Source organism: Soonwooa sp. T0.1_25 (genome assembly GCF_057652215.1).
In genome coordinates this window covers 141,337-159,573 of sequence record NZ_JBYFBZ010000003.1, presented here as the reverse complement: position 1 = coordinate 159,573, position 18,237 = coordinate 141,337, and the positions used below count along the sequence as shown (strand labels likewise).

General features: G+C 35.4%; 18 protein-coding genes and 1 tRNA gene. 7 read left to right on the top strand and 12 right to left on the bottom strand.

The annotated features are described in order from the left end of the window. The first annotated feature begins 94 nt into the window (after positions 1-94). Positions 95-871, top strand: a complete 777-nt coding sequence (locus AC23MB_RS05920; protein ID WP_487786750.1) for a TIGR02757 family protein — start codon at positions 95-97, stop codon at positions 869-871. Positions 872-1,116: 245 nt separating this feature from the next. Here AC23MB_RS05920 and clpP read toward each other — a convergent pair whose 3' ends face one another. Next, positions 1,117-1,800: an ATP-dependent Clp endopeptidase proteolytic subunit ClpP gene (gene clpP / locus AC23MB_RS05915; protein ID WP_313216248.1), complete on the bottom strand. Its 684-nt coding sequence runs from the start codon at positions 1,798-1,800 to the stop codon at positions 1,117-1,119. A 67-nt stretch (positions 1,801-1,867) separates the two neighbouring features. After that, positions 1,868-3,790, bottom strand: coding sequence for a DNA primase (gene dnaG, locus AC23MB_RS05910; protein ID WP_487786749.1), 1,923 nt, complete (start codon positions 3,788-3,790; stop codon positions 1,868-1,870). 110 nt (positions 3,791-3,900) lie between these two features. Here dnaG and tsaE point away from each other — a divergent pair, with 110 nt between their 5' ends. The 4 genes from tsaE to AC23MB_RS05890 all read left to right on the top strand — a co-directional run bounded on the left by tsaE (position 3,901) and on the right by AC23MB_RS05890 (position 6,940). After that, complete coding sequence (gene tsaE / locus AC23MB_RS05905; RefSeq protein ID WP_409506892.1) at positions 3,901-4,308, top strand: tRNA (adenosine(37)-N6)-threonylcarbamoyltransferase complex ATPase subunit type 1 TsaE; 408 nt, start codon at positions 3,901-3,903, stop codon at positions 4,306-4,308. A gap of 60 nt (positions 4,309-4,368) precedes the next feature. After that, positions 4,369-5,565 carry an alanine dehydrogenase gene (locus AC23MB_RS05900; RefSeq protein WP_487786748.1) on the top strand — a complete coding sequence of 399 codons (1,197 nt, stop codon included), beginning with the start codon at positions 4,369-4,371 and terminating at the stop codon, positions 5,563-5,565. 9 nt (positions 5,566-5,574) lie between these two features. Then, positions 5,575-5,946, top strand: coding sequence for a hypothetical protein (locus AC23MB_RS05895; protein ID WP_487786747.1), 372 nt, complete (start codon positions 5,575-5,577; stop codon positions 5,944-5,946). Between the two features lie 145 nt (positions 5,947-6,091). Beyond that, positions 6,092-6,940 (top strand): prephenate dehydrogenase, encoded by an 849-nt coding sequence (locus tag AC23MB_RS05890; protein WP_487786834.1) that lies wholly within the window; start codon positions 6,092-6,094, stop codon positions 6,938-6,940. A 79-nt stretch (positions 6,941-7,019) separates the two neighbouring features. Here the strand turns inward: AC23MB_RS05890 and AC23MB_RS05885 are convergent, their stop codons facing one another. The 5 genes from AC23MB_RS05885 to AC23MB_RS05865 all read right to left on the bottom strand — a co-directional run bounded on the left by AC23MB_RS05885 (position 7,020) and on the right by AC23MB_RS05865 (position 11,697). Then, the gene (locus tag AC23MB_RS05885; RefSeq protein WP_313028579.1) at positions 7,020-8,438 is read right to left on the bottom strand and encodes an L-serine ammonia-lyase; all 1,419 of its coding nucleotides are present in this window, start codon (positions 8,436-8,438) and stop codon (positions 7,020-7,022) included. A 66-nt stretch (positions 8,439-8,504) separates the two neighbouring features. Continuing rightward, on the bottom strand, positions 8,505-9,149 hold the full coding sequence (locus AC23MB_RS05880) for an alpha/beta hydrolase (protein WP_312324758.1): 645 nt from the start codon (positions 9,147-9,149) through the stop codon (positions 8,505-8,507). A gap of 83 nt (positions 9,150-9,232) precedes the next feature. Continuing rightward, the gene (locus tag AC23MB_RS05875) at positions 9,233-9,802 is read right to left on the bottom strand and encodes a YceI family protein (protein WP_374329453.1); all 570 of its coding nucleotides are present in this window, start codon (positions 9,800-9,802) and stop codon (positions 9,233-9,235) included. Positions 9,803-9,938: 136 nt separating this feature from the next. Then, positions 9,939-10,517: a hypothetical protein gene (locus tag AC23MB_RS05870; protein ID WP_312323811.1), complete on the bottom strand. Its 579-nt coding sequence runs from the start codon at positions 10,515-10,517 to the stop codon at positions 9,939-9,941. Positions 10,518-10,674: 157 nt separating this feature from the next. Continuing rightward, positions 10,675-11,697 (bottom strand): 3-oxoacyl-ACP synthase III family protein, encoded by a 1,023-nt coding sequence (locus AC23MB_RS05865; RefSeq protein ID WP_487786746.1) that lies wholly within the window; start codon positions 11,695-11,697, stop codon positions 10,675-10,677. 222 nt (positions 11,698-11,919) lie between these two features. Here AC23MB_RS05865 and AC23MB_RS05860 point away from each other — a divergent pair, with 222 nt between their 5' ends. Then, positions 11,920-12,828, top strand: a complete 909-nt coding sequence (locus AC23MB_RS05860; RefSeq protein ID WP_312323812.1) for a magnesium transporter CorA family protein — start codon at positions 11,920-11,922, stop codon at positions 12,826-12,828. A gap of 37 nt (positions 12,829-12,865) precedes the next feature. Here the strand turns inward: AC23MB_RS05860 and AC23MB_RS05855 are convergent, their stop codons facing one another. The 5 genes from AC23MB_RS05855 to AC23MB_RS05835 form a co-directional block, all read right to left on the bottom strand. Further along, positions 12,866-14,404: a serine hydrolase gene (locus AC23MB_RS05855; protein WP_374329451.1), complete on the bottom strand. Its 1,539-nt coding sequence runs from the start codon at positions 14,402-14,404 to the stop codon at positions 12,866-12,868. A gap of 78 nt (positions 14,405-14,482) precedes the next feature. Continuing rightward, positions 14,483-15,397: a ribonuclease Z gene (locus tag AC23MB_RS05850; RefSeq protein WP_487786745.1), complete on the bottom strand. Its 915-nt coding sequence runs from the start codon at positions 15,395-15,397 to the stop codon at positions 14,483-14,485. Between the two features lie 9 nt (positions 15,398-15,406). Continuing rightward, complete coding sequence (rdgB, locus tag AC23MB_RS05845) at positions 15,407-15,985, bottom strand: RdgB/HAM1 family non-canonical purine NTP pyrophosphatase (protein ID WP_079665645.1); 579 nt, start codon at positions 15,983-15,985, stop codon at positions 15,407-15,409. Between the two features lie 10 nt (positions 15,986-15,995). Continuing rightward, a complete protein-coding gene (locus AC23MB_RS05840; protein WP_487786744.1) occupies positions 15,996-16,823 on the bottom strand; it encodes a CPBP family intramembrane glutamic endopeptidase in 828 nt (275 codons plus the stop codon). Continuing rightward, complete coding sequence (locus AC23MB_RS05835; RefSeq protein ID WP_313028562.1) at positions 16,823-17,869, bottom strand: ABC transporter substrate-binding protein; 1,047 nt, start codon at positions 17,867-17,869, stop codon at positions 16,823-16,825. Before AC23MB_RS05835 ends, AC23MB_RS05840 begins: the two co-directional genes overlap by 1 nt. Positions 17,870-17,928: 59 nt before the next feature. Here AC23MB_RS05835 and AC23MB_RS05830 point away from each other — a divergent pair. Next, positions 17,929-18,002: transfer RNA gene (locus AC23MB_RS05830), tRNA-Arg, on the top strand. Positions 18,003-18,237: the final 235 nt, after the last annotated feature.

The window sequence follows — 18,237 nt, the reverse complement described above, 5'->3', positions numbered from 1 at the left end:
TAATAAGGCTTTCAGAGTTTCAATCTCTGAAAGCCTTAATAAAAGCAACATTTCATATTACAGCCGCTGACAAAAAATTTAATAAAAATAAAAAATGCTTCAACAAGACATTATTGATCTTCTTAACGAAAAAGCTGACTTTTATAATAATACATCATTTATTGAAAACGATCCAATCCAAATTCCGCATCGTTTTGATAATAAGCAAGACATAGAAATTGCAGGTTTTCTGTCAGCTAGTATCGCTTGGGGAAATAGAAAGGCGATTATCAAAAATGCAGATTTGATGATGGAACTTATGGGAAACTCGCCTTATGATTTTGTTTTAAATTTTATAAATTCGGATTTAGAAAAGTTTCCAGACAAAGCGGCGCATCGTACTTTTCATATGGAAGATTTTAAATATTTTCTGAAACAGTTCCAAAGAATTTATCGAGAACACGAAAGTCTGGAAGATTTATTTCTTTTAAAAAATAATGAAACCAACTTTTATCACAGCATCGAACGTTTTAGAAACGAATTTATAAAAGAAGAACATCGTGCTCACAAACATATTAGTTCGCCTTACAAAAACTCGGCATCTAAAAGGATTATGATGTTTTTGCGTTGGATGGTACGCGAAGATAATCGCGGTGTCGATTTTGGAATTTGGAAGAATATTGACCAAGCTTATCTTTCGATTCCGTTGGATGTGCACACGGCTAACATTTCTAGAAAACTCAATATTGTTACACGAAAACAAAACGATTGGAAAACTTTGGAAGAATTGGACTTGGTTTTGAGACAACTTAATTCTAAAGATCCAGCGGTATATGATTACGCTTTATTCGGACTTGGCATTAGTAAAGAGTTGAATAAAAAAAAGAAGTGATTCTTTAGAAACCACTTCAATAGAAAGACATCTCATTTTGTTTTAGTTAGTACCTATAAAAAAAAGAGACGGCTACCCAGCCATCTCAAAATGTATCAAATTAAGTTTAGTAATATCGAAAATATGTCTTGCCAAACGTATCATTTCCATTATTTCTAGACTAAAGATATAAATTAATTCAACAAACAAGATGAATTAAATGTTAAAAAATAAAAAAACTCAGTTCACACCGAGTTTTTTTTATTTTATTTTTCAATTTTTCTTTGCAACACCTCATCGACCATCCCATAGCCTTTAGCTTCTTCGGAGGTCATCCAATAGTCTCTGTCAGAGGCTTTTTCTACCCAATCGTAAGTTTGTCCAGAATGTTGAGAAATAATATCGTAAAGTTCTTTCTTCAACTTCAACATTTCTCTAAGGTTGATTTCCATATCCGAAGCGACACCTTGTGCACCGCCACTCGGTTGATGGATCATCACACGAGAATGCTTAAGCGCCGAACGTTTTCCTTTTTCGCCTGCTACTAACAACACAGCGCCCATTGATGCGGCGATACCTGTACAGATGGTTGCAACATCTGGCTTGATAATCTGCATTGTGTCGTAGATACCTAAACCTGCATAAACACTACCGCCTGGCGAGTTGATATAAATCTGAATATCCTTCGATGGATCAGAACTTTCTAAGAATAACAACTGAGCCGTCACGATATTCGCAACTTGGTCGTCAATCCCTGTTCCTAAAAAGATGATCCTGTCCATCATTAATCTTGAGAAAACGTCCATCTGTGCAACATTCATACGACGCTCTTCCATAATGTACGGCGTCAAATTAGTTGGATTGAACATTCCCATATATTGGTCGGTTGCAAGGCCATTGATACCTTGATGCTTCACCGCGTAATCTCTAAATTCTTTTTTTAAGTCCATATAAATTGGTATTTTTTTCGAGTTTGTATTTGCAATTTCTGTTCCTTTGCTAAAGTACGCCATTCTGTCACAAAATCCTATACAACATGGCGTCTAAGTGGTTACGAAGTTGAGAAAGTTTAACGATTTTAAAATAAATTTCTTCTTTTTCTTCTTCAGTTTCTAAAGCTTTTTTAAGATCCCCAATAATCTTCATGACGTATTCTCGTTTGTAACGCAAAATGGTGTCACTGACCATTTTGGGAACAACTTCTTCTTCACTACTAAAATAAATATTAAACTTCGCCCAATTGCTGGTTTCGTAAGGATTAATCAGGCTATCTGCCATTTTCCCAGAAATGTCTTCGTCCATTAATTTAAAGAAAAATGAACTCGATCGCAGCTCATCTTCTTGAAGTCCAGCTTTTATTTCGTCAACAATTTTTTGGTTGATTTCGGTTTGCAACTGACAATCATCTTCTTCTAAATGTTGAATAATCTCTTCAATAACCGATATTTTGTAAGTTTCACCTTCCGCATCTTTTCGCTCGATAACAACATCCCCAAACTTCATCATCAGCTCAATCAGCTTTTCTTCCAAAACAAAAAGCGGACTGATTTTACTATCAATATTAGGGACAATTTCTAACTTTTGTTCAGGTTGCGCAATTTGAGGTCGAGGACGATGCTCTTTATTTTTGTAATCTTTTTGGAGTTGTAACTCATTAAACAAATTCTGCTCACTAAGTTTAAACTTATTGGCAACTTCTTTAAGGTAAATCTCTTGTTTAAGACCATTGGTCACAAAAGCAACAGACTTTACAATCTCACGAATTGCTTCTGCTTTTCTAATTGGGTCGTTATCGGTATTTTGAAAAAGAATTTCTGCTTTAAAATCGATAAAATCCTGCGCATGTTTCTGAATAAAATCTTCGACATAATCTTGTGGATGCTTTCTCGAAAAACTGTCTGGATCATCACCATCAGGAAATAACAGAACGCGAATATTCATCCCTTCTGACAGCAACATATCAATACTTCGGAAACTCGCTTTAATCCCAGCTGCATCACCGTCAAACAAAATCGTCACATTCTCTGTAAGACGTTTAATCAACTTAATTTGCTCGACTGTTAACGCCGTTCCACTACTTGCGACAACATGCTCAATCCCGGCTTGATGAAGCGCAATAACATCCATATAACCTTCCACCAAAAGACAAAGATTCTGTTTAGAAATCGCTTGCTTGGATTGGAAAAGTCCGTAAAGAACATTGGATTTATGATAAATTTCGGTTTCTGGAGAGTTGAGATACTTCGCCGTTTTGATGGTATTATTAAGAATCCGTCCGCCAAAACCTAGAACACGTCCCGAAAAACTATGTATCGGAAACATCACACGCTCACGAAAACGGTCAACACCTTTTGGTGCATTTTCAGGGAAAACGGAAAGTCCAGACTTTTCGAGAATGTCTTTGTCATAGCCTTTTGCTAAAGCATATTCTGTAAAGGCATCTTTCTTCTCGGGCGAATAACCAAGCTGAAATTTTTTAATGATATCTTGACGAAGCTCTCGCTCTCTAAAGTACGAAAGTCCAATCTGTTGACCTTCTTCTGCGTCCCAAAGTTGCTCGATAAAAAAGTCATTAGCAACCTCATGTATTTTATAAATTAAATCCTTTTGGTCACGTTGTTGCTTTTGCTCCGGCGACATTTCGACAATATCTTCCTCCACAGGAATACCATATTTCTTTGCCAGATGTCGTAAAGCTTCGGGATAAGAAAAGCCTTCTAATTCTTTGAGAAAAGTGATGACACCACCACCTTTTCCGGAAGAAAAATCTTTAAAAATCTGCTTACTTGGTGATACAATAAAACTTGGTGACTTCTCATCCACAAAGGGACTCAGACCTTTTAGGTTAGAGCCAGCGCGCTTTAGTTGTACATATTCGCCGATGATTTCTTCAATGCGGGCTGCAGAGAAAATTTTATCTATAGTTTCTTTAGTAATCACGATGTAAATTTAGTGATTGGTTTAGGATTTAAAAAATAAAAAATATCGGAAACTTTTTGTTTAAATAAAATCAACTTCAAAATCCGTAATTTTACCAAAATTTTTAAAAGATGGAATTCAAGATTCGAAGCATCGAAGAATGGCAAGAAGTTGTTGACTATGTAAAATCTCAGTTGGACAGACCAATCCTTTTATTAAAGGGAAATTTGGGTGCTGGTAAGACAACTTTTTCGCAACAATTGGTTTCCGCATTGGGAAGTGAAGACGAAGTAAGTTCGCCTACCTACTCTATTGTAAACGAATACAATACTCCGAAAGGAAAAATATTTCATTTTGATCTTTATCGTTTAAAAAATATTGAAGAAGCTTATGATTTTGGCATCGAAGAATATCTTGACAATGCTTATCTCTGCATTATCGAGTGGCCAGAAATCTATGAAAGCGAGCTTCTACCCGAAGAATTCCACGAAATGCAAATTACCAACACAGGCGAAGAAAGGATTATTAATTTCAATTAATGATATAATAAGCAAGTTGATTATATTTGTATCTTTAATCTAATAAAAACTGCAGACTGCATGAGTCACACTTCTACCATATTTACGCCCTTTAAAGAGGAAGAACTTATCCCAAAAGAGGAAAAGCTTGAGGTTGTACGCAAAGGAAAAATGCATAGCATTGGCATCCCAAAAGAAATTAGCCTTTCCGAAAAGAGATTATGTTTAATCCCTGATGCGGTACAAGTTCTTGTGCAAGCGGGACACAAAGTTGTCATCGAAAAAGGTGCTGGCGAAGGTGCGCATTACACAGATTTGCAGTATGCAGAAGCTGGTGCCCTCATCGTTGATAATCCGCAAGAGGCTTTTGTACAAGATATTATTCTTAAAATAAACCCTCCTATTAACGAGGAAATTGATTATCTAAAACCACATACTTATCTCATTTCGGCGTTGCAGCTCAATCTTCGAGACAAAGAGTATTTTGTAAAATTATCTGAGAAAAAAATAAATGCCATCGCTTTCGAATTTATCACTGATGAATATGACCAACTATCGCTTGTTAGACTTATTGGTGAGATTGCAGGAAGCGTTTCTATTTTATACGCATCAGAACTTTTGGCATTGTCTAGCGGTTTGATGTTAGGTGGTATCACAGGCGTTCGTCCAACCGAAGTTGTGGTTATCGGCGCTGGTATCGTTGGCGAATTTGCGACTAAAGCTGCAATCGGATTAGGCGCTAATGTTCGCGTGTTTGATAATTCTTTATCTAAACTTAGACGTTTGCATTCTATTGTTGATCATCGTGTACCGACTTCTATTATTGATCCTCGCGAATTAACAAAAGCTGTACGTCGTGCTGATGTTGTAATTGGCGCGTTACCAAGACTTAACCTTCCACCAGTTGTGACAGAAGATATGGTTTTGAAAATGAAAAAAGGTAGCGTTATCATCGATATTACAGTTGACAACGGAAAAGCCATCGAAACTTCTGAATTGACAAGCCTTGAAAAGCCTTTCATTATAAAACATGACGTTGTACATTGCGGACTTCCGAATTTAACAGCGAGAATGCCAAGAAGTACAACTAAAGCGATTAGTAATTTCTTCTTAAGTTACATCCTTGGCTACGACGAAGATGGCGGTTACGAGAATATGCTGCTTAGCAAAAAAGAGGTTAAACAAAGCCTTTACATGTACAAAGGTCGCCACACAAAGTTGGTGATTTGTAAAAAATTCGATTTACCATATCACGACATTAACTTGTTGATTTTCTAAAATTAAATAATGCTCAAAAAACTTAAATTCTATCTTATTGGATTTCTTCCAGGACTTATTATTGTCTTTTTCATTTTAAATAAAAAAGGTGCGAGTTGCTCTTACTTCCCAAACGACAGGGTTATTGGAGAAAGTATGACCAAAGAAGTGTCTATACCAATTGCTTTGAAAGCTCAACTTGCTTCGCAAAATATCGATGCAAAATATCTGAAAGATTCCATTATCGCAAAAGGAGCCATTGACTTTGACAAAAGCCAAGCGCAAAAGCAACCTTTCCCAGAATATTATATGACATCGCCCGAAAAGAATCCGAAATACGAATTGACTTACGAAAAGACAAAAGATTCTGTAGTGATAAAAACTTTTAAAAAATTAAACTAAAATTTGAAAGTCTTTTCATAGCTTTGCAACAATGTTAAACCAAGCAACATATTATTACGAATTAACAACCTAGACTAGGATGGAGATCTCGTATGCAATATAATAACCTCGTCCTAGGACGGGGTTTTTTGTTTTTAAAATTAAAATTATGACAATAGGACTTATTGGTGTCGGACTTATCGGCGGATCGATGGCTTTAAAATTAAAAAATAAAAATTTCGTTGATAAAGTTTTAGCTTTTGATATAAGTGAAGCCCATCTCTTAACAGCAAAAGACCTGAAAATCATTGATGAAATCACGACTTTTGAAAATCTTGTTCAGGATTCGGATTTAATAATCATTGCTTTACCTGTTGAAGCGACAAAAGTTGTTCTGCCAGAAGTTTTGGATAGGATTTCGGATAAAACCGTCGTGATGGACGTTGGATCTACGAAACAAGAAATAATCAACATCGTCGAACAACATCCGAATCGTAAAAACTTTGTGGCAAGTCATCCCATGTGGGGAACCGAAAACAGCGGTCCAAAGGCAGCAACTTCCGAAGCTTTTAGCAATCGCGCCGCTGTTATTTGTAATCACGAAGATTCTTACGATTTCGCAGTGGAATTAGTGAAGCAAGTTTACGAAAATTTAGAAATGAACATCCTTTACATGGATGCTGATAAACATGATGTCCACACCGCTTACATTTCGCATATTTCACATATTACGTCTTATGCTTTAGCAAATACCGTTTTGGAAAAAGAACGGGAGGAAGACACAATTTTCCAGTTGGCGAGTTCTGGATTTTCGAGCACGGTTCGTCTTGCAAAATCGCATCCAGAAATGTGGGTTCCCATTTTTAAACAAAACAAAGAAAATGTTTTAGATGTTTTAAATGAGCATATTTCTCAATTGAAAAAATTCAAATCAGCTTTAGAAAAAGAGAACTTCGACTTTTTAGAAGAACTTATCATTAACGCAAATAGAATACGAGGAATTTTGGATAAATAAAAAAAAACCGCAAATTCGATTTTATAAATATTAAATTAATACTTAAAAAATCAAATTTGCGGCTTCTATATTTTTTATTTTAACATTCTGCAACGTTAACTGCGACAGCCAAACCGCCTTCAGACGTTTCTTTGTATTTAGAATTCATGTCCAAAGCCGTTTCCCACATCGATTTGATAACGTTATCAAGAGAAACACGAGCTTTACTCGGATCACCTTCTAATGCTAAATTGGAAGCCGTAATAGCTTTAATCGCGCCCATCGAATTACGTTCAATACAAGGAATCTGCACGAGACCGCCAATCGGATCACAAGTCAAACCAAGATGATGCTCCATAGCAATTTCTGCAGCCATCAAAACTTGCCCAGGCGTTCCTCCAGAAATCTCGGTTAATGCAGCTGCAGCCATCGCTGACGAAACGCCAACTTCTGCCTGACAACCGCCCATGGCAGCAGAAATGGTTGCATTCTTTTTAAATAAAGTTCCGATTTCGCCCGCCGTTAAAATAAATCTGATAATATCTTCTTCTTTATTAAATTCCGTAAAAGTCTGTGCATACATTAAAACCGCAGGAATAACGCCACTTGCGCCATTAGTAGGAGCCGTGATAATTCTTCCAAAAGCAGCATTTTCTTCATTAACAGCTAACGCAAAACAACTGATCCATTTGGTAATAGAATTGAAAGTTTTTTCCTCCTCGCAAACCATTTGGAACCATTGATCCATATTTTTATAAATTTTGGAACCGAGAAGTTTTTCATTCATTTCGGAAGCGCGACGTGTTACATTAAGTCCACCTGGAAGAATTCCTTTTTTGTTAACGCCTTTGTAGACGCATTCTTTAATATTCTTCCAAATTTCTAAAGCTTGTTGGTTGGTCTCTTCACGAGTTCTCCAAGATTCTTCATTTAGATAAATTAAATCAGAAACTCGTGTTAAATTTAGTTGCTCAATATATTTAATAATGTCGCTTCCGTGATGGCAAGGATACAACGTACGAACACACATTTCGCTGTAAGTGTTGTCTTCTTTAGTCCCAACAAAACCGCCACCAAGCGAATAATAATCTTGACTTAGCTCTTCACCATCGTTGAAAACCACTTTGAAAATCATTCCGTTTGGATGAAAGTCAAGCGTTTTTTCTTTATTTAAAATTAAATGATGACCGTAGATAAAGGTTAATGGATGTTCGCCACCAAGATTAAGAATTTGCGTTTCCTTAATATGTGCAATTTTTTCATCAATTTTTGTTGTATCGATGGTTTTAAAATCTTCACCAGAAAGTCCCAACATCCCAGCAATGTCTGTTCCGTGGCCAATTCCCGTTTTTGCAAGCGAACCAAAGAATTCTACAAAAACTTCTTTAACATCAGAAAGTTTTCTGTCTTTTTTAATAAGGTTCAAAAACATTTCTGCCGCGTTCCAAGGTCCCATTGTATGCGAGCTTGACGGGCCAATTCCAACTTTTATAATTTCAAAAACACTGATCGATTCCATTCAATAAAATTAGGGCTCTAAAGATACTATCAATTTACAAATTAAAAAGTCAATATTCAAAATTTGTTAAGATTTGAAGACTTCTAACAAAATTGCTGACACTTCTTTTGGTTTTGTCGCTGGGAATAAATGGGTTGCATTTTTAATAACGAAATCGGGTTTCGAATTTTTTATCGGAAAAACAATATCTTTATCTGCCATCACTTGGATAATATTGGGCATTTTTTGGAATTTCCACTCCGAAATTTTCTCGATTGACCACTTGAGATAATAAGGATGACGCACTCGGAAATAGTTATTAATATGAGGATTTTTGGGATCGAATAACTTTCTTAAAAAAGAATACACCACCGCCGAGTTTTCATTAAAAAAACGTTCGGGCACCAATCTTGGGATTTTAGTAAAACCTCCTAATTTTATAAGTGGCGACTTTTCTTCATCGCTGCGAATACTTCCAAGAATTACAACTTTTTTGGCAGGTTTAAGACGATGAATTTCTTGTACCATAATGCCTCCAAAGGAATATCCTAAAAGATAAAAATCTTCTGCATCTTCGATTCTGTCCGCCATTCTTTTTACATAATGCGAAAACTCTTCTTGATTTTCGGGAATTAACCAATCTAGAAATTCGACTTCGATATCGTGGTCAAAAGTCAATTTTTCTAAAACGGTAAAATCAGCACCAAGGCCACTCACAACATATAACTTCATAATCAAAACTACTATCAAAAGTAGGAAACAAAAAAAGAACAGACAAGCTGTTCTTTTTTAAATATTCTTAAAATTTTAGCAAATTATTTTGCAGTTACTTTAACTTTCATATCGATATCATCTTTAACCAAAACGTCAGCCATAGATGATTTGTAAGCTACATCAAATTTTTGACGATCAAAGCTAAATTTATCTGTAACGATAGATGCTACACCTTTGCTAACACCAACTTTTGCTGGGAAGCTGATGGCGTTAGTTTTTCCTTTTACAGTTAAATTACCAGTAATTGTAGAATTCCAAAGTTTACCAGAATTCGGTTTAACTGCAGTAATTGTAAATTCAGCTGTTGGGAATTTTTCTACCTCGAAGAAGTCACCATTTTTAAGATGCCCATCCAACTTAGCTTTTGTTTCTGGATCTTTAACATCTGTCGCGCTAATTGTTGTCATGTCTAATACGAAAGTACCACCAACAACTTTATTATCTTTAACAACGATGTTACCTGATTTCACATTAACCGTCCCATCATGAGATGATGCTTGAGATTTTGCGATTTTGTAACCCCACCAATGTACATCAGATGCTACTACTTTTTTAGTTTGTCCAAATGCTAAACCTCCAATCATTAAAGCAACTAAAGCTAATTTTTTCATTTTTTTAATTATTTATAATTTTATAGTGCAAACTTAGCCATAACCATTCAGAATAAAAATTGATTTATGATAAGAAAACATGATTACAACAAAAAGCCCATCCGAAGACAGGCTTAGTAAGATTATAATAGATTGATTATTTCCCTAACGGAATATTGTATGATACACCAACACCTACTGAACCGGCATTAAATTTTTGGTCAGCAACTTGTCCTTTATCACCCGTAAATACTTTTGTATAATGTGCAAAGAAGTTCCAATCTTTATTATGGTAACCGATTTCTGGTTTTAAATAAAATCCACCATCAGGTCTTTTTGCGTTGTACGCCGCATTATCAGTAACATTATCATCGCCAACAATAAAACCGTAACCTAAGTCAGCACCTAGATAAAATCCATATTGCTGAGGATAAATTCTAAATAATGCTGCTACAGGAACTACCCCGAAGTCATTATTATCAACTTTAACATTGTTAATAGTCGCAGACTTTCCAAAGAAGTGGTTATATCCTGTCGCAATACCCAAACCAAACCCTGGCGTTACTAAATTTTGATAAGAAACATCTAATCCTACATTAGCGGATGTGTTACCTCCAGTAGAAATACCACCGTTAACACCGACTTTAAGCATGTTATTCATATCTGAATTTTGTGCGAATGTCATACCTCCTGCTAATACACCTATTGCTAAAATTGCTTGTTTTAAAGATTTCATAATTCAATTTTTTTCGTTTTACGAGAAACAGACTTGAAAAATCTATGCCAAAATAACTTTGCATTGCAAATAAAGCTTTAAACAAAAGATTGTCAACGATTTAAAAAAACAAAAAAAGCGCCCGAAAAGACGCTTTTTTATTGATATTTTTAAAATTTTAGTATTCGAAAAGGACACTTCCCCATGTAAATCCGCTTCCGAAAGCTGACATACATACCAAATCGCCACGCTTCATACGACCTTCTTGGATCGCCTCACTCAACGCAATTGGGATGGAAGCTGCCGTTGTATTACCGTATTTTTGAATATTGATAAACACTTTCTCATCCGGCAAATGCAACAATTGTTGAACATATTGTGCAATACGAATATTCGCTTGATGTGGGATTAAAAGATCAAGATCTTCGATCGTTTTACCAGCTTTAGTCAACGCTTCCATAATACTTTCTGGAAAACGCGTCACCGCATGTTTGAACACGAAATTACCATTCATAACAGGATAAATATCTTCTGGCGTTATCGCTTCTGGTTCTGTTAACAGACGATCTGCCCAACCAAATTTTGATCCAGGGAATTTAACTGCAAGCTCTTCCGCATATTTACCTTCAGAATGCATATTTACAGATAAAATACCTTGTATATTTTTATCTTCTGTCGCTGACAGAACTACCGCACCAGCACCGTCTCCGAAAATAACTGAAACACCGCGACCTCTGTCGCTAAAGTCCAATCCAAAAGAATGAATCTCTGCACCGACAACCAAAATATTTTTGTAAGTCCCTGAAACAATCAGCGCATTCGCAATGCTCATAGCATATACAAATCCAGAACATTGGTTTCTAACATCTAGCGCACCAATCGTATCGCAACCAAGCATCTCTTGTAGCAAAACACCGTTACCAGAGAAGAAATAATCTGGAGACAAAGTTGCAAAAACAATATAATCGATATCTTTACCCGTAAGATTTGCATTTTTAAGCGCCATTTCGGAAGCTTTAAAACCTAAGAAAGCACTTGTCTCTTCGCTGTCATTTCTATCTTTACGATGACGTCTTTCTTTAATACCTGTTCTTTCGGTTATCCATTCGTCATTGGTATTCATCAATTTTGACAAATCATCATTTGTCACTATATTTTCAGGGACGTAATGTCCTACACCTGTAATTTTACTTTTATACATTTTCTAAATTTGTAAATCGCTTTGCAAAAATAATATTTTATTCATTACATAAAACTTTATTTAAGATATTATAATAGAATTTCGAAAACATTAATTAATAAAAAGTTTTTAAATTAATTTAATATTAAAAACAAAAGTGATTAAAGCTTTCATTAAACTATTAGAAAACCTTATTTTTAGCATAAAATACAAATAATTCCAAAAAATATTTAGCTTTGCGCTATGGCAATTGAAAGCATATTAAAAAACGAGCACTGCGAATGGTTGGACGTCGAAATGGCGAGCGAAGATGACCTAGCTTTTCTCCATAATCGTTATCATATTAACAACCTGCTTTTGGAAGATACCATCGATCCCAACCACTTACCAAAATATGAGGAAGTGGACGGGGTCAAATTCTTTCTGATGCGTGAAAACACCGATCTGGAGCGCCAAACACTTAACTCTATAAGTGATGTTAGTACCAAGTTGAGCCTTTTTGTGCTTCCGAAGCTTATCATTACGATCCATCGGATGAAGAGTAAAAGCATCCGCGAGGTGAACGAAGAATTTGAAAAGCACCCAAATTTGAAAGAAAAAATAACTTCAGATCAACTTGCTTTGAAACTTGCTTTACAAGTTATGAAAACTTATGACGATGAAAGCCAGCATCTCATGGAAGTTCTCGACAATATGGAGAACGAAATTTTCTTAAAAAATACCAACCAAACCAACCAAATAAGACGCCTTTATAAACTGAAACGAAAATCTGGACTTAACACCAGAATCCTAAATATCTCGTCGGATTGGATAAATAAATTCCATACTTTAAAGTTGGAAGATGTTGAAGTTATGGACTTAATCGACAAGCAAAAAGATGTTATCGCAGATTTTGATCATCTTAATGCGCAAACAACCAACTTAATATCGATGTTTCTGGCTTTATCCGACCAAAAGGCCAATCAAGTCATGAAGCTTTTAGCGATGTTTTCGGTTTATTTTTTACCGCTAACCTTTATTGCGGGAGTTTACGGTATGAATTTCGACAACATGCCCGAACTAAAATATCCGTATGGCTACTACGGAACTCTAAGTTTTATGGCGCTTATCGTCATTGTGACCTTTATTTATTTCAGAAGAAAAAAATGGTAGCCTTTATAGACTACCATTTTATTTTTAATTAAGATTCTTATTTCACTTTTTTCAAATCCAAATCTCCAAAGTCAAAACTGAAATCCGTAACATCAGAAATAGACTTCATAGTTGCAGATTTTGCTTTCGCATTTTCATCAAAATCAACAACAAAAAATGCGTCTGCATCATAACTTCTGTCGTCCCATTTAACAACAAAAGTATTGTTGTTATAAGGTAAAAGATCACCTTTCAGTCTTGGTGAAGTTTTACAATACAATCTATACTTTTTGCCTTCTTGTTTAATTTCGACATCACCAAACCAAGCATCATTATAAGTTCCGACAAATTGTTCAGCCTTTAGACTAAATGTTTTTTCAGCAGTTTTAATTTGATCATAGACATCTTTCTTTTGTTTGTTAAAACGCTCTTCGTTTTTCGTCATTCTTTCCGAATAAGTTTTTAACCAATTGCGATCTTCGATGCCCAAATAACTGTCTTTAATTGCGTTAGTCACTGTTGTGAAAGCCGCACCAGATTGTTGATTTGTTAAAGCTACAATCCCCAATTTTAATTCAGGAATCATTGTAAACAAAGTTACCGTTCCTATTAATCCACCACTGTGCTGAACTTGTAATTTCCCTTTAATATCGGTCAAAAACCAACCTAAACCATATCCGTAAAAATGAGAATCATAAGGATTTTTTGGCGCCACTTTATCTGAAATTTGTAACGACCAAAGCTCGTGCGCATTCTTTTCAGAAACCAAACGCTTACCTTCTTTATTAACGAAATTATTCATTAAGAAAGTTGCCCAAGTCGTCATGTCTTCAACATTACTCATAATTCCGCCTGCTGCGTTCGCTGTTTCATTCCAATCATGAGGAACAGCAATCGCTTTTCCGTCAACTGGTGCATGTGCATCGATAATATTTGATGAAGATTTAGCACGGTTATAAGAACCAAAACTTGCCGTCATACCAACAGGTTTTAGGATTCTTTGCTCGATAAAATCAGCCCACGACAATCCACTAATTCTCGTAATAACTTCACCTGCGACAATAAACATAATGTTGTTGTATTCCAACTTTGTACGGAACGAATGGTCAGGCTTGAGATAACGAACATTGTGTACAATATCTTTGATTGTTTGCGTTCCGCCTTCTGGGAAAAACATCAAATCGCCTTGTCCTAGACCAAGTCCAGCGCGATGCGTAATCAAATCACGAACCGTCACTTCTTTAGAAACATAAGGATCGTACATTTGGAATTCTGGGATAAATTTTGAAACTTTATCATCCCAATTTAACTTACCGTCATCCACCAACATCGCCAAAGCCGTCGCTGTAAAACCTTTAGAATTGGAAGCAATTCCCACCAAAGTTTTGCTGTCCATAGGAAGATTATTCTTCAATGATCGAACACCGAATCCTTTAGAATAAACCATTTGACCATCTTTAACAATACCAACTGACATCCCTGGTACGTCAAAAGTTTTGATGGTATTTTTGATGAGTTCGTCTAGCTTCGCTTCTGGCATTTGCGCCCAAAAAGTCGAAGTCGCTAAGACCAACGTCAACATTAATCTTTTCTTCATAGTTAACTTATTATGAAGCCAAAGATATTGAATAAATAAGGGAAAACTAAATAATTGTCTTTTTAAAATACCGAATTTCTAAAGCTTAATACATTCTAAAGCCTTTGGGAGATAAGAATTTGGGAAAACTTCACGAGCCTCAGTCGTCATCACTGTCAAATCATCATAACGATTAGAGAAATGCCCCATGATCAATTTACCAACCTCAGCTTTCTTCGCAATAGTTGCAGCTTCTTGCGCTGTTGTGTGACCTGTGTAGTCCGCCATTTCTTTCAGTTCGTGTAAAAAAGTCGACTCGTGATACAATACGTCTACATTTTTTATTAAAGGAATAATATCTTCTTTGTAACGTGTGTCACTACAAAAAGCATAAGAAACCGAAGGTTTTGGATCTGTTGTTAATTCCGCATTTGGGATTGTTGTTCCGTCTTCACAAACGAAATCTTTTCCGTTTCTAAGATTTTGATAATCACAAATTTCGATTTCAGGATATTCAGAAATTGCCGCCATGTTAAGATGACGCTCTTTCGGTTTTTCTTTAAATAAATAACCGTTACAATATATCCTGTGATCCAAAGGAATTGTGAACACCTCTAGCCTTTTGTCCTCATAGATTTTTTCCGAAACTTTCTTATCCAACTCGTGATACACGATTTCGAAACCGCGATGTGTTTCAGTAATTGTAAAAATTGTTTCAAGCATTTTCTTAATGCCTTTTGGACCGTAGACATGCAAAGGTGTCGTCCTACCCAAAAGTCTGAAAGACGCTATTAAACCAGGCAATCCAAAACAATGATCACCATGAAGATGCGAAATAAAAATATGATTAAGCTTAGAAAACCTCGCTTTTGCTTTCCGTAACTGGACCTGAGTTCCTTCTCCACAATCGATCAAAAACATACGTTCTTCCATCTCCAAAAGCTGCGCTGTTGGCGACGAATTAATTGTCGGAATTGCGGAATTAAAACCTAATATGGTCAGATATGTACTCACGAATTTATTTTACAAAGGATTTACTGAAAGATAGTCTAAAAATGTTTTAAGTGCTTTACTTCTGTGCGAAATTTTATTTTTTTCTGAAACTGGCATTTCTGCAAAAGTTGTATTATGATCGTCTGGCATAAAAATCGGATCGTAACCGAAACCACCTTCACCAAAGACTTCTTTAGTTAAATTACCATAAACACGTCCTTCAAAATAATGTTCTCCAGAAGCATCAACCAAGCATAAAACTGTGATAAAATAAGCACGACGATTGGTTTCGTCTTTCATTTCGTCAAGAACTTTCTCGATATTTTTTTTGAAATCGTGATCGCCAGCGTAACGTGCAGAATAAATGCCTGGACGACCATCCAACGCTTCTACAACCAATCCGCTATCATCACCAAGACTTGGTTTTCCTGTTTTTTCGAAACAATATTTAGCCTTTATTAAAGCATTTTCTGCGAAAGAATGTCCATCTTCAACAATTTCTTCGTTTAAGTCATAATCTGTTAAACTTAAAACAAAATAATCTGAGCCTAAAATCTGTTGAATTTCTTCTTTTTTGTGAAGATTGTGTGTCGCAACCAATATTTCCATCGAGCATAATTTATCCTTCAAAGATACTAGCTTTTCTTCGAAAACAGAAAGTAAACGCCAACATAAATATGTTAAAAATCCCTACACCAATCAAAAAACTGTAGATTGGCTCAATCGGAAGAATGCCTTGTGTTGTATCTGGACCATACTTCATCATGATTAAAGCAGAAATCAAATTATTGAAAGCGTGTAAAAGTATTGGTAACACGAGAGATTTTGTTTCTTCGTAAACAATTCCTAAAACTATACCCAATAAAAAAGCTCCGACAAACTGCCATGGATAGACATGAAAGGCACCAAAAATAAAAGCGGAAATAAGAATGCTTATTTTATGATTTAAGCCTGTTTTAATAATCGATTTTTGAATTAAACCTCGGAATAAAAATTCTTCTAAAAGTGGCGCCAAAATCACCGTTAACAAAATCATTGTCATATTATCCACCGCTAATGATGACATTTGATTGGTAAAATTTTTGTACAAATTACCGAAGAAATAACCACTGGTTGGGACCAAAGTCACCAAATATTCGGCAATCAACATCATCCCAAACATTAACGGAAACGCTAATATATAAGTAACGAACGTATTTTTTTTAAAGTCAAATTTTAAATCGAGACCTTTGGGTTTTAAAACAAAAAATTGATAAAAAATAAGTGGCAAAACCATACTTAACATATAGCCAATCAGCATAAACCACGATGACGAAGCATAATCGATATGAAAAACGTAAATGCATAAAGCGGCCGCAAATGCAATAATTGTTTGCCCAGCCATAAGACCGAGAAACAGCATAACTGCCGAGAAAAAATTAAGCGGTTGAACTGTAGATTTCATCATTATTTCAATTCTTTAAGATAATAAAGATTCTCTTTCGGAAATAATTCTGGATGAAAAATTTTGATATAATCTTTTAAAACCAAATCCGCACGCACAGCACCACTTTGGAAATAATCGTTTGCCATCCCAACTTCGCGGTTGTTAATCATGTACAATTTTCCATTTTGGAAAACCTTCATTTTCGAATAATTAGGATTGATATTTAACATCGCTTGCTTCGTTTGATAAGCGCCAATATTCACCCAATATTTTGCATTTTCAGATTTTTTGTAAACTTCTTCAAAACTAAGTGGAATTGCATTAATTTCCGTATTTTCTGCTAAAATATAATTAGCATTCGCGTCTCGAAAATAATTAGCTGCTGCAGATTTTCCGCCTGGTAAAAACCATTGACTTCCGTACATTTCGTTGCAAAGAACAACCGGTTTTTCGGCACTTTTTAATGCTAACTGTTTCAGATATTGATATCCTGTTTCAATAGATTTGTATTTCTGTTCCGCCAAATCTTTAACACCGAATAATTCACCAAACAACAACAAATATTTTGACTTGTTAAGTGGCGTCGTTTCCAAATATTCGTCAAGGAAAATAATTTGAATATTGGTTTTTCTAAGGATCTCATAAGTATTTTCGAAGCTCGGAACATAGTTTGTAAAAATCGCGTCTGGTTTTAAAGAAAGAATTCTTTCGACGTCGTATTTTTGTTCGTTACCGATATTTGCGATTTTGTTAGAAGCTACAGATTTTCTAATATTTTCATCAAAAACATACTCTGGACTAGAAAGTCCAACAATTCTGTCCACCAAATTAAGCTCTGTAAAGAAGCCTAACAACGAAGAATTGAGCAAAACCACTTTTTTGAAGCCTAATTTTGAGGAATTAAAAGAATTTTCGAATTTTCCTGACTTCAGGACAAACTGCTTTCCGTCATTTTTATAACTTAAACGTTCTGAAATAATTACAGCGTTTTCGGCAGTTGGAATTTCTTTTTTCTTACACGATGTTAAACAGAAAAATGAAAATAAAATAAAAAAAAGTGCTTTCATATTTCAAAGAAAAGAAAAAAGTGTTATATTTGCAAACCCTTACGAAACAAGGTAACAACGGCCTCGTGGCGCAACTGAATAGCGCATCTGATTACGGCTCAGAAGGTTATAGGTTTGAATCCTATCGAGGTCACACACATTGCCAAATGGCGCCAACTGATGACAGTTGGCGCAATTTTTTAAAGATGGTTCTTTCGAAGCTATAAATTCTCAGCAGAAATAAAGTGTTTCGTAATTATTCTCTATAATTTTTTTCTAATATTTAAGCAAGGTTTTATTTTAACACCTAGCATTATTTACCATTAAAAATAGATTCGGAACTGTGATATAGCGCTTTATACCTTACAGGAGATATTGAATTAATAATA